The sequence below is a fragment of the Lysinibacillus sp. FSL P2-0066 genome (assembly GCF_037969495.1).
GTDB classification, from domain to species: Bacteria; Bacillota; Bacilli; order Bacillales_A; family Planococcaceae; genus Lysinibacillus; species Lysinibacillus boronitolerans.
In genome coordinates, this window is sequence record NZ_CP150202.1 from 4,001,171 (window position 1) to 4,014,087 (window position 12,917).

Annotated in this window: 13 protein-coding genes and 1 riboswitch; of the genes, 5 read left to right on the plus strand and 8 right to left on the minus strand. The window is 36.0% G+C overall.

Translation table 11 applies throughout. The features are described 5' to 3' along the window. Positions 1-77: 77 nt before the first annotated feature. Positions 78-178, minus strand: a riboswitch (SAM riboswitch). Between the two features lie 99 nt (positions 179-277). From MKZ14_RS19915 to MKZ14_RS19930, 4 genes are all read right to left on the minus strand, one after another. Beyond that, positions 278-1,672 (minus strand): protoporphyrinogen oxidase, encoded by a 1,395-nt coding sequence (locus MKZ14_RS19915; RefSeq protein ID WP_333005902.1) that lies wholly within the window; start codon positions 1,670-1,672, stop codon positions 278-280. A gap of 812 nt (positions 1,673-2,484) precedes the next feature. Further along, entirely contained in the window at positions 2,485-3,777 is a 1,293-nt protein-coding gene (locus MKZ14_RS19920) for a globin-coupled sensor protein (protein ID WP_258859694.1), read from the minus strand. A 625-nt stretch (positions 3,778-4,402) separates the two neighbouring features. Continuing rightward, entirely contained in the window at positions 4,403-5,689 is a 1,287-nt protein-coding gene (locus MKZ14_RS19925) for a tetratricopeptide repeat protein (protein WP_333005901.1), read from the minus strand. Between the two features lie 72 nt (positions 5,690-5,761). Then, the gene (locus MKZ14_RS19930; protein WP_036076030.1) at positions 5,762-6,778 is read right to left on the minus strand and encodes a YdcF family protein; all 1,017 of its coding nucleotides are present in this window, start codon (positions 6,776-6,778) and stop codon (positions 5,762-5,764) included. Between the two features lie 184 nt (positions 6,779-6,962). On the opposite strand from MKZ14_RS19930, the gene MKZ14_RS19935 reads away from it, so the two are divergent. Beyond that, positions 6,963-7,427 (plus strand): hypothetical protein, encoded by a 465-nt coding sequence (locus tag MKZ14_RS19935; protein WP_036076029.1) that lies wholly within the window; start codon positions 6,963-6,965, stop codon positions 7,425-7,427. After that, positions 7,415-7,702 carry a DUF2653 family protein gene (locus MKZ14_RS19940; protein WP_004224435.1) on the plus strand — a complete coding sequence of 96 codons (288 nt, stop codon included), beginning with the start codon at positions 7,415-7,417 and terminating at the stop codon, positions 7,700-7,702. Before MKZ14_RS19935 ends, MKZ14_RS19940 begins: the two co-directional genes overlap by 13 nt. Positions 7,703-7,750: 48 nt before the next feature. Here the strand turns inward: MKZ14_RS19940 and MKZ14_RS19945 are convergent, their stop codons facing one another. The 4 genes from MKZ14_RS19945 to MKZ14_RS19960 form a co-directional block, all read right to left on the minus strand. Beyond that, a complete protein-coding gene (locus MKZ14_RS19945) occupies positions 7,751-8,119 on the minus strand; it encodes a potassium channel family protein (RefSeq protein ID WP_036076026.1) in 369 nt (122 codons plus the stop codon). Between the two features lie 106 nt (positions 8,120-8,225). Continuing rightward, positions 8,226-9,851 (minus strand): S-layer homology domain-containing protein, encoded by a 1,626-nt coding sequence (locus MKZ14_RS19950; protein ID WP_333005900.1) that lies wholly within the window; start codon positions 9,849-9,851, stop codon positions 8,226-8,228. A 109-nt stretch (positions 9,852-9,960) separates the two neighbouring features. After that, the gene (locus MKZ14_RS19955) at positions 9,961-11,127 is read right to left on the minus strand and encodes an endonuclease Q family protein (RefSeq protein WP_333005899.1); all 1,167 of its coding nucleotides are present in this window, start codon (positions 11,125-11,127) and stop codon (positions 9,961-9,963) included. A gap of 71 nt (positions 11,128-11,198) precedes the next feature. Next, complete coding sequence (locus MKZ14_RS19960) at positions 11,199-11,369, minus strand: hypothetical protein (RefSeq protein ID WP_333005898.1); 171 nt, start codon at positions 11,367-11,369, stop codon at positions 11,199-11,201. Between the two features lie 190 nt (positions 11,370-11,559). On the opposite strand from MKZ14_RS19960, the gene MKZ14_RS19965 reads away from it, so the two are divergent. The 3 genes from MKZ14_RS19965 to MKZ14_RS19975 all read left to right on the plus strand — a co-directional run bounded on the left by MKZ14_RS19965 (position 11,560) and on the right by MKZ14_RS19975 (position 12,880). Continuing rightward, positions 11,560-12,138 carry a TetR family transcriptional regulator gene (locus MKZ14_RS19965; RefSeq protein WP_333005897.1) on the plus strand — a complete coding sequence of 193 codons (579 nt, stop codon included), beginning with the start codon at positions 11,560-11,562 and terminating at the stop codon, positions 12,136-12,138. 74 nt (positions 12,139-12,212) lie between these two features. Beyond that, entirely contained in the window at positions 12,213-12,566 is a 354-nt protein-coding gene (locus tag MKZ14_RS19970; RefSeq protein WP_016993707.1) for an SMR family transporter, read from the plus strand. Then, positions 12,566-12,880 carry an SMR family transporter gene (locus tag MKZ14_RS19975; protein ID WP_016993708.1) on the plus strand — a complete coding sequence of 105 codons (315 nt, stop codon included), beginning with the start codon at positions 12,566-12,568 and terminating at the stop codon, positions 12,878-12,880. The genes MKZ14_RS19970 and MKZ14_RS19975 overlap by 1 nt, the downstream gene beginning before the upstream one ends. Positions 12,881-12,917 lie beyond the last annotated feature (37 nt).

Consider the following 12,917-nt stretch of genomic DNA (forward strand, 5'->3'; position numbering starts at 1 on the left):
TCTTCCTATGTCTCTATATAATAAAAAGCCCTCTTTCATAAAAAAAGAAGGCTTTAACGATTCATCATTGTTGTTCCTTCTCATCTTCGACTCAACGGTCTTCTGGATTTAGCACCTGACAATAAAGTTGGTTGCTGAAGCTTCAATGGGCCAGTCCCTCTGCTTCTCTTGATAAGAATTAAGTATGAATTTTTTAAATAATTAAAAGAATCATATCGTTTACTGACGAATGAGTCAAGACTATTTCACATAAGAAAGTTTTTTTCCACTTAAAACCTTAGAAATTGGCAAGTTCCTTTGCAAGCTCTTCACCAATTTTTTTCCCATTTTGAATGCAAGCACCAATACCTACGCCAAAATATGAGCACCCAGCAATGGATAAATTTGGATATTTTTCATGTAATTCATGTAGTAACCCTTGTAATGCTTCACGATGCGCTAGATCATATTTAGGCATTTGATCAATCCATTTTGTTACATTTACAACGGTTGGCTGTTCTTCTATTCCTAGGCTCTTTCTCACATCTTCTAAAGCAACTGCTGCCAATTCTTCATCCGTCATGGCACGTAGTTGCTCATAGGCTGGATTGATGCTCTTATAAAAGAGTCGCAAAAGTAATTTATTTTCTTTCGATGTATGCTTCCATTTGCGACTAGTCCAAGTAGCTGCATTACAAGTAACGTCTGAATTATGGGAAACAATATAGCCCGTTCCATCTGCTGGTAATCTAGAGTCCGGCACATCAAAACCTAAATAAATAGTAATCGCTGACGCTGTCGTAAATTGGTCAAAATAGCGATTTAAAGATTCATCCTGTAGTAGATTTTGGACAGTATCGTTTGGTAATGCTAAAACGACATATTCTGACTCAATAATTTCACCATTGGCTAAGGAAATTGTATAGTTCTTATCTTGTTTTTTAACATTTAGAGTAGTAACGCCCTTGATGATTTCTACATCGGATAATGTTTGTTCAAGTCGATCAATTAAAGAAGATAAACCATTTTTAAAGGATATAAATTTTTTGTTCGCTGCTTTAACAAATTGCTCACGATTCGCATCAAAGCCTCTAATAATACTTCCATAATCATTCTTATAATCAATCAGATACGGTAAAGTAGAGCCAATAGAAAGCTGATGTAAATCTCCCGAATAAACACCTGCAAGGACTGGTGCAATTTGATTTTTCACCAGTTCCTCTCCTAAATAGTAAGTTAAAAATTCACCGATTGAACTTTCCTTTGTGAAGCGATCGTTAGGTAATGTTAAATCCTTCAACGCTTCTTTTTTCCCTTGCTCGGAAATGAGTGTACTTTCCTCTAAGGATGTCAAACTCATCGGTATTCCAAAAGTTGAATCTGCTGGAATAGCGTGTAACTCATTATTCGTATAAATATAAGAAATACCTGTTTCGTTGTAGACTAGTTCCGCTTCAAAATCAAGCTCCTGTACAAGTTCCATAACACCTTGGTGACGCGCTACAATAGAATCAGCACCTGTTTCCATGATGAAACCTTGTTCATGTGCCGAATATAATTTGCCTCCTAAATATGTATTTTTTTCTATAAGTACTAGACGAACATCTAAATTATGTTCCTTCACTTGACGTTGCAAATAATGCATTGTACATAGTCCTGTAATACCGCCGCCTAAAACAACAACTGTTTTCATAGTAACCGCCCCTATTATTCGTTCTTTCTACAGTATAATCTTTTTTTCATTGAAAATTACGTTAAACCCTTTACAAATTTAGCAAAAATAGAGCTATTTCATCAGCGAAATAGCCCTCCTTAGTGTTGAAAAACAAAACAGTCAATTGAAAGGTAGAAATGGATTTCCGTTGCAGGCTACTTGCTTTCCTGTGGGCGAGCGCCGAATCGCTTCCTCCGCTACCGCTCCGTGCAGGGCTTCGCCTGTCTCGCTATCCCACGGGAGTCAAGTAGCCCTCCACTTCAACCCACTAACTTTTTAGCAAAGGTTTTCAAATAAAGTGAAGGTGCTCACTACTCTTTATGAAGAGGTGTTGTCACGCATCACTTCTCCACACTGAAAATAAGAGCTTATCCCCGCTAAGAATACAGATAATGGGCGATTTGATCGCTATGCTACTATGAAAAAAAAGTAAAGACACTTTGCAGAATGGTTGATTGGAGTGGAGCCAGCGTCACTCCTAGGGGATTTAGCGTCACAGAGGAGACCCTGGAACGAACGGAAGTGAGTGAAGCGGCTCCTCGGACGCCCCCTAGAAAGGACGCTGGCGGAACGGAAATCAACCCCTCACCCTGCAAAGTTGCCTTTTCTGCCGTTGACATCATCTTTTTTCAACAACATGTAGAGCTATTTCATCAGTGAAATAGCTCTCGCTTTCTGAATCTCTAAAAGATCCATCCTCTATTGCAATATTTATACAACAAACATTTTAATAGGTACTATAGTGTTTATTCCGTCTAAAAATAGAACAAATAGATGTAAATGTTAGTAGTCTATCCTTTTAAATTTTGCGCAAAGCTCGCTAATTTTTCTGCTGAATTCGTTACATCAGTAAATGAAGTGCCTAATTCACTTAATATGCCTACAATTGCTTGTATTTTCGTTGCCATACAATCATTTTGTTCTTTTGCTTCTGTCATAGCTCCCAAAATATTCGTAAATTGGCCTTCCGTTTGTAACATATTTTCCTCACCTGCTGCAACTTCATCTTGAATATTTGTCAAAGAATGCTCTAATTTTTCTGTTCGTTCACCCGTTTTTTTCAATAACAAAGCAACCGCTGTAACTGATTCTTTTGTCTGAATCGATAATTTACGCACTTCATCAGCCACTACACTAAAGCCCTTCCCCGCTTCACCAGCACGCGCTGCTTCAATTGCAGCATTCAAAGCCAATAGATTCGTTTGATTCGCAATATTGGTCACAACACTCATGATTGTTTCCATTTCCTTAGACATCCCTGATAATTGTTCAATATTTTCCTCTATATCGTGAAGAGAATTAATAATATTGAGCATATTTTGTGATTGATTTTTTAAACGTTCGCGACCCTCTAGTGCTTGATTTTCAGCTAATGTAGATACATCGAGTGACTTTTTGGCCAAATGTTTAATTTCGTCAGATTGCTTGCTTAAGCAGCAAAATGAATTATTTGTTTCCTGCGAAATTGTTGCAAGAGCTTCTGAAGAGTCTACAATCTGTCGTTCAATAACTTCTTTCTCATGCACCATTTTTTCCTTCAGTTGTTCGACAGTGTTTTCAAAAGCTTCTAAAACGAGTTGTTGCTCAAAATTACAAATTTTCGATATAGCTCTGATCGTATTAAATTGATCTTGTGGGAATTCTATATTTTTTTCGACCAAATCAATAAATGACATTGATAAATCTTGGAATGCACAGATATACCACTGTGTTCTAAGCCCAATGTGGACATGCACCTTTGCAATTTTCACACGCCTTTGATAATACAACTCATCAATGGTTCCGTTAAACATTTCAATAATATGCTGCCGTAATGTTATTTTAAGCTTTTCTACAGAACTATGATGACTGATAATATCTATCAAATGATGCTCTGTTCCTATCATGTTGTAAAAACGGTTTACGATGTGATCTACATTGTCCATAACTATTGGCTGGAAAGCTTTTAAATATTGTAAGTCTTTCTTCGTTAAGTTCAGCATTTCAATTTGCTTCGCCATTGATTGACGAGAGGACAAATCCATTTTCACTGTGTATTGCTGTAAATCCAATACCTTCGTCTTTCTCTGTTTTTGAAAAATCACACATCTTCCCTCTTTCATTCCGTTTACTTTCATCAGGCTGAGAAACATCAAATCCTTTTAACATATTGATGGATACACGAAAAAATACCGATAAAATCAGATTGACCAGATTTAATGGTCGCAACAGATAGTGCATTCCGTATGACGTACTTCCTCCAAAAGTATGTGCGTATCCCTTTGCTCAATTATCATAAGGTCATATGCTCTCAACAAACAGATATAGTCACTACATGACTAACAGTAAATTATTTACGTATGCTTCTTTTCAAAATCACTCATATACATTAATCATTTTATAAATGACTGTCAATCTTACATATACCATTATTTTACATAAAATGTATAAAAAGTCCTTGTTGTTAAATAAAGCGTAATAATCAATAAAAAAGCTACCACAATATTATTGGGTAGCTTTTTTAACCATTTTTTTGTTTATTATGCTTACTTGTTTTATATTTATTCTATTTTTTTATTGATCATCTTTAAATTTCACTATATTAATATTTTTCATTCTCAATCAACATCTATCTACATACCCATCACAGTAATCATTTTTAGACCAAAAGTTTCGTTAACTATAGCTATATAAATAATTCTAAAAACCTATATTTTTTTAACACTAAATTTACAATCCTTTAAGTTCCTGTAATATTTTAGTCGCTTCTTCGGAGCCAGCATCTGCTGCAAGTCTATACCATTTAATAGCTTCTTTCAGATTTCTATCTATTCCTGGATCTTTATTAAAAATATGCCCTAACTGTAACTTGGCATCCACATCTCCTTGAAGTGCTGCCTGCTTAAACCAATGGATACCTTTTTCGATATTGCGTATTCCTGCCAGCCCGTTACTCCATATATAACCTAAGTCATAAAAGGCATCTACATGAAATTGTTCCGCAGCTCTTTCATACCAAAATAGGCCACGATTGACATCTTTCGCTTTCCCTAAGCGCCCCTCTAAATAAATTCCGCCAAGTCGATATTGTGCTTCCACATACCCTGCCTCAGCGGATTTTTTATAGGCATTAAATGCTTCTTCTGCATCTACCTCAACGCCTAACCCCTGCTCATACATAATTCCTAACGTAAACATTGCCTCTGCGACATTCTTTTGTGCAGCATAGTCAAACCATTTTTTTGCTAATGTATAATTCGTTGGTACGCCCTCACCATTAAAGTACATATCCGCTAAATTATTGGCAGCATCCGCATGTCCCTGCAAAGCCGCTTTTTCATAGTAGGAAAAGGCTAGGGAATAATTCTCCTCCACACCTATGCCCCCAAAGCAAAAATTCCCAAGCATATATTGAGCATCTGCATTTCCCTGGGCAGCAGCTAGCTCGAACCATTTCAATGATTTTTCAGGTTGAAAATGTTTACCCTCTCTAGAATTATAGTATTCTCCCAGTTGATATTGAGCATCCCCATCCTGCTCTTCAACCGCCTCTTTATACAAATCAATAATGAGCTCATGATCTAATTCCTCTTCATCTAAAATAGCGACTTGTTCCTCTTGATGACGAAAATACCACTCGACAATATCAAGCACATCATCCACTACTTCTATACTGTTTTTTAACTTTTCTAGCGAAGAAATTTGCCAAATGAGTATATAGATAGGCTGGGGGATAGCATCGCGCAAGACATCATCATATTCTGCTAACAGCGTTAATACATTTTCCTGAATCGATTGAGATTGCACTGTATGGACAATCTGCAAATGACGCTGTTGCTGTTCTTTTAATAACCCCCGTACTACTTGATACAATATCCTCTGCAAGGCTGTCAGGTTAACTTCAGCGAATGTAAGCAATTTTATATTTTGAGCAAACCACGGATCTTGAGTTTGTGTAAGACTTTGTAGGGTATTTATTCGTTCTTTATTTCGCTTGGCTAAAATTTGCTCGTACATTATTTTCCTCCCCTGCACACTATGTAAAAAAACTGTCTTACCACTATTATATGGAAGACAGTTGAAGTTTGGTTACACATATGCTCTCAATAGTAAGCCTACGAATAGCGTAATAATTAAAAAGACTGTGACATGGGTCCATTTATACATTACTAATAAACCTATAAATTCTCGTGTGAATGCATTAGGAACATAGTAAAATGCTGTCTTTGAGCCAATCCCCTCGGCATCTAGTGCTGCTTTCCTAGCATAAATACTTGCACGAAACACATGAAAATTATTCGTAACAAAAATGGAACGATAGTTCACCCCATGAGAATGGTGGTCCATTATTTGCTTTGAAAAGATCATATTTTGTTCTGTATTGGCTGAACGATCTTCAATAAGAATCTTGTCAGTTGGAATATGATGAACTTCTATTAAGTATTGTTTCATTGCAAATGCTTCAGATACCTTTTCATCATTTCCCTGACCACCAGAAACAATGATAAAAGGCTTCTTCTCATACTTTATATATTGCTTTACTGCTTCATCTAAACGACTTGCTAAAAGTGGAGGTACCCTATCGCCAATTAACCCTGAGCCTAATACAATGATGTAATTTGGTTCATAACGGATAGGTGTAAAATGATACAACGTTGAGTAAGCAAGGACACTCGTGTATAAGAACATGGTATAGCCAAAAATCAAAAACGCATAGAAGAAAAGAATATGCCAAAATACATTTTCAATTTGAATAAAAATGACGAATACATACCATATCATCATAATAACAAAACTTAGCCCCAATATGGCTAACATTAAATTATGAAATTTGCGCCCTTCTTTTTCCAATAATACTTTACTATTAAAAAACATGGCTATCGATAAAATAAACATAATACTTGGAAAGCTTCCTAATATAATAAATATCCCCATTTCGGAAATAATCCCCTGATCATTTGGCAGCAATAATGGATAATGAATAATAAGCGCTCTAATAATAAATATACCTATCAGGCCAAGGATTACCGCGTTGAGAAAGCGCCTTTTTTCTGTTAGGTAGAAAATGAAAAAAATGATGATGAAGATCGATAAAGTTAGTAGCATCTTTTCACTCCTTTCTATTGCATAATTTATCCAATCATTACATCTGCCACTATTTGTCCATATTTTTTGGTATAGCTCAATTTTTGAAAGCGTTTGTTTTATTTTTTAATATAGTTCATGTAATATTACTATATAAGAACTAGTTTATGATTAGATTAAAAATTATATTGGAGGAATGTATGTAATGAAAAAAATTCTTGCCGCTCTTTTTGCAGCGACACTGATATTTTCGACTGTTGGTGCAACATTATTCATTTCTGATACGCCAACCGCAGAAGCTAAATCCTATAAATCGGGTAAAAAGGGCTTCTCTAACAATAATAATAGCTCGAATATCCAAAAATCGAAGGATACTACTAAAGATCAAAACAATGCAACAACAAATAAAAACAACTCAACATCTACTAATAAAGCAGATACTACTAAAAAAGGTGGCTTTTTCTCAGGCGGCCTGATGAAGGGATTAATGCTTGGCGGGCTTGCTGGATTATTATTTGGTAGTCTATTTAGTGGTATGGGCATACTGGGGAATATTTTAGGTTTACTTATTAATGTAGCAGCAATTGTTGTTATTGTGATGCTTGTGGTGAAGATAATGAATATGTTTAAAGATAAAAAGCGTAAAGAGGAAGCACAATGGCACAAATAATCAACGAACAAGATATTATTAATGCTATTTGCTTATCTCAAGCCTACTATCAAAACATTCGCCCCGAGGATGTTCTAGTTGAATTGACTTACGAGGATGATGCAGGCTTTGGGGCAGAGGTTGAAGTCAACGGACAAATCGAGGTGCTTAATACAGCAGCCATGATTGGTGCCTTACGTGTTTGGATCAAGGATGTTCTACATGGTGATCCATTCTCGACAGGGATTGAGCTTGTTTTAGATGACGAAGAAGGCATTATTGCCAAACTATCATAAAAAATAGCAGTACAATGAATCGTCCAAAAGATTCATTGTACTGCTATCTTACTTTTTCAAACGTTTTTTAACCTCATCTTTTTCTTCTTCATTAAGAGAAAAATCTACGATAGAGCGTCCCAGCATTAATAACATGATAAACATTACTCCTGTACCAACAATCAAATAAATCATTGTAAATATTTTAGAATAAGTCGTTGTTGGATATAGTCCTGTTTCAACCCCTGTTGGAATCAAGCTTACTACAGCAAAATACATGGCATCCAACCAGTACCACCCTTCTGTCCCCTTGTAGAATAAAGTTCCTGATAGAATGATTAAAAACAGTGTAGTAAATAATGATAGGAACTGTGGACGTTTAAAGGCCCTCCACAAGCCTTTTAGTAATCTTTTAGCGGATAATATAAATGACAGCATCCCATTCTCCTTTATCTATGGACGTTCAACAGCATAGTTAGACTATACTTCGTTTTTTACAAAAACGTCAAAAGGTAGAGGTGACAGTACCCCTACCTTTTAATTATTATTGAATGTATAGCTGACTTAGGTTTGTAAATATTTTAGCTGCTTGACCTCTTGTTGTGACAGCTTCAGGTGCAAATTTCCCTCCATTCCCTGTCACGATTCCTAACTCATAAAGCATTGTGATTGCATGTTTTGTTTCTGCATTATAGGAAGCGACATCTGCAAATGGCACATCGCCTTTTGCAATATATGGCTGATTAAATTGCTGTTCATAGGCGCGATGAATCATTACAGCTAATTGAACACGTGTCACAGGCTGTCCAGGCTTAAATTTCCCATCTGTCCCTTTAATAAGACCATGTACATATGCTGCCGCTATTTCGGACTGAGTTGTTGCATCATAATTTGCGATATCAGTAAATGGTGCTTTTTCTTCTGTAGTTAAGCCTAAACTTCTTACAAGAATAGCTGCAGCTTGTGCACGTGTTACACTGCTTTCAGGTCTAAATGTCCCATCTGTATAGCCATTCATTATACCTGTATTTGCGGCTTTTTGAATATACTCTTTTGCCCAGTGATTCTGTGTATCTGTAAAGCTAACTGTTCCTTTCGTAGTGAAAGTAACTGTAGGATTTTGAACACTTTCATTACCAGCAGCATCAATTGCTTTGATGGATACATTGTAGGTTGTATTTTCTAATAAATCTTTGAGCGTAATTTTAGTAGTATCAGCATTTAGTGTTGACGTTAATTTTCCATTCACATAGACATGGTAATTTGCTACGCCTACATTATCTGTCGCTTCTTGCCAGCTAACCTCAACAGTTGTACGATCTTTTACATCTATTCCAATGGCCTGCGTTACATCCCATAAAGAGCTTGTTTTAATAATTGGTAAAAATGCTTCTTTTGCTACCGCTAAATAACCAGCTTCACTTAAATGAATATTTTCAGGGTTTGGTAGATAGTTGGCAACATCCTTTGCAACAACATCATATGTAGGAACAAAAATAGCGCCCGCTTTTTCAGTAGTTGTTTTGATTGTTGAATTCAAGGTAGCTAATAACAGTTTAAATTGATTTTGTAAGCTCTCACTATAGTATGGGAAGGAATTATAATAACCCATCACATATACTTCAGCTTTTGGATTAATCTTTTTGATTTCCGATAGAATAGTAGCAATGTTCGATACAGCTTCTTTAGTAGCTTTTATAATAGCCACAGTGTCAATACCCGTTGCTTGAGATTCTTTTAATATTGGCAGTAAATCATTTGCCCCAGCTGTTAATGTGATGATTTCAGCTTCTTTTATAGAAGCTCGTAATTTTGCCTGCTCCTCTTTATAACCAAAACCAGTCACTGTTTTTGCTACATCATTTTGTAGATCCGCCAAAACATTTTTAGTTGTGTAGCCTGACATAGCAAAACCCTTATTAAAGGAAGTAAGGAAGCCGTCTTGCTGTAAAGCCTGTGCAATAAAATCGGTGTAGCCTAATCCAATTACACCTATTTCATTCATCCCATGTGCTAATGAATCACCAAGTGCTACATAATCGGTTTGTACAACCCAGCTTGGTGCTATATGGTCACCTTGTACCTCTTCTGCATTAGCTGCTACAGGTATAGCTAATTGCAAAGCCAATATACTTGAGGCTAAAAAACGAAATTTCTTCGATAATCGCATTTACTGTCTCCTCCGCTTATAAAATAATCATTGTTTTCACTATTTTACTAGAGGAGCGTTAAAAATAGGTTAAATTACACCAATCTTTTTGAAACTTTTCATTTTTTATCTAGTCAACCTGTATCTTTCCATAAATTCCACCTCCACCAACTTCAATAGCTAATTGACCCGTTCTCGCTAAATCGATTAATTGAGCTAGTTTATGTGGCACAATTTGCTCAAGCTGGTCTACTGTTACACGGTGCAAAATATTCATTTCTGTGCCAAATGCTTCGATTAAACGTTCCATCATTTTAGGACCAACACCTGGAATGAAATCAAGTGGTACCTGATGAATGTAAGGTGGTCTATTTCGCTTATTGGGAAAGTCTTCAGATAGCTCCTGTATACGGGTAGCTACTCCCTTTATAATTTGAGTACTCCCACATTGTGTACAAATGGTAGCTTCTTTACTTAGCTGTTTACTACATTTTGCACAAACTGTTTGATGATATTTGCCAAGAAGAGGATTTAGGCCATAATTGGCAATTACTGCTCGTCCATGCTGATCATGCAGAGCCATTTTTAATTCTGCAAAATTCGCTTCTGCTAATCGTAACTTTTGATACTCTCTTGCCAATTTCCCAAGCGAATGCGCATCAGAATTGCTAACGAATGTATATGCTTGTAATTCTTTAATATGACTTACCATATTTGTATCAGAGCTTAAACCTAATTCAAGGCCATCGATAAGCTGCGGATCAAAGACTTCAGTTAAACTTCGACAAACCCCTTTGCCATACAAGCTTTTAAATGGTGTAAATACATGTGCCGGAATAAAAATACCTTCCAATTCATGCACCTTTTGCTGCAAAGTTTGGCCGTCACAATAAATGCGCTGTGAACTTAAATGGATATTTTTCATATGCTGTGACATCCAGTCTGAGAACTGCTTCATGAGCTCTAGTGTAGGAAAGTAAGCAAGCACATGAATAGGACCATGACAATGTTGATCATAAATTTCGATCTCCGATCCGGGAATCAAAGTTGTTTCCTGAAATTGCAGACCACCTTCTTTTAGTTCTTTCAGTTCTCCGCGTTCAATCATCTTCACCATTTCTTCGATTACTTCAGGGGAGTGACAATCAATGATCCCAATGATGTCTAATCCTTTTCTTGCACTAGCCGTCTCTAAAATTCGTGCTAATGTTAACGTTTTACTGCCAGTAATTTTCACAGCCCTTCCACTAGAAGTACGTCCAATATGAATATGTAAATCCGCATAGAATTCTTTCAATTCAAACACTCCTTTTAGTACGTCTATAAAATGAAAATACCTTACATTACTGCAAGGCATTTCTCACTTCATTATGATGGATGATTTGTAGTAGTGCTATTATTTGACTCAAAAGCGCCAGAACCCTGTGATGGTGTGGAGGAAGGATCATAGGCAACTAATGTTACACCAATCTTTTCTTCAAGTTCATTAATTTTTTCAAGTTGCTGCTTGTCTAATTGTGCAAACTTAATTTCGTTCATGTTCATCAATCCTTTCAATCTTAAAATTCCCCGAAATATAGAAAATATACTCCTTCGCATCATTGTGTTATTGGCTATTCAAATGAACATTGAATAACAAAAAATGACTGACTATCAGTCATTTTTATATTGACATTGTTTTTCTTATTCTGTAACATACTAAATAAGTAAGGCAAAAGTGAGGGATTGCATGTCAAAGGAAGAAAAAATCATTCAAGCCGCCATTGAGGTTTTCAGAGAAAAAGGTATTGAAAAAACAAAGGTTTCAGATATCGTTAAAGCTGCTGGGATCGCTCAAGGAACATTTTATCTTTATTTCCCATCACGCCTTTCTGTTATGCCTGCTATTGCAAAAAATATGGTAGAAAGAATTATCGCTACCTTAGATGAAGGTATTTCAAATCATAAGCCTTTTGAACAACAACTTGAAGAGGTTGTGGAAATGATTTTTTTAATCACGAAAGATTATGGAGATATCGTTGCACTTATTTATGCAGGTATTGCGCAAACTGAGCATTTAAAAGAATGGGAAAATATTTATGCACCTTATTATGACTGGATGAGGCATTTCTTATTATCTGGTCAGCAACAGGGAATGATACGTGATTCTATTGATCCAACGCGTTCTGCTAAACTGATGATTGGTCTAATTGAATCTGCTGCGGAACAAATTTATTTATTTGATGATAGTAAGGATGAAACAATGAAATTGCTCAAGCTTGAGCTTATCGACTTCCTATATCATGCACTTGGCCTACGTCACCCATAAAAGTGACGTTCTCTTTTACTTTAAAAATGACTGAATGTCAGTCATTTAATTGCCTAATAGAAAGGGTTTTAATTATGAAAAAAGAATGGATGTACGTCGTATTAACAAGTTTATTTGAATTGCTTTGGGTATTTGGCTTTAACGTAGCAAGCACATGGTGGCACTGGATAATTATTGTGACAATCATTGCTATAGATTTTCACTTCTTATCAAAGGCTTGTGAAAGCTTACCTACTGGAACAGTCTACGCTATTTTCGCCGGAGCAGGTGCAATCGGTACTACATTAATGGATATTTTCATTTTCGATGGTGAGTTTAATGCCATTAAAGGACTGTTTATGTTTATTTTAGTATTAGGTGTAATTGGTCTAAAGTTAGCAGATAATTCCGCTAAAGAGCAGGATCAAACGAAAGGAGCAAATGTATAATGGGTTGGATGTTTATTATCTTAGCTGCATTGTCTGAAATTATAGGTGTAATCGGCTTACGCTTTTATAGTCAGCATAAAACATTACGAAATTTAATTTTATATATTGGTGGTTTTGGTGTGTCCTTTGCCCTTTTATATGCATCCTTCAACTATTTACAGTTAAGTATTGCCTATGTTGTTTGGGTAGGAATTGGTACTGTTGGAGCTGTACTTGTAAATATCATTTTCTTTGGGGAATCCAAAAATCTATCACGTATTATCAGTATCCTAGCGATTATCATAGGTGTAGCAGGCTTAAAAGCAATATCTTAATGGTTCTACAATAAAGGACGCCTCCGATTTCAGAGTG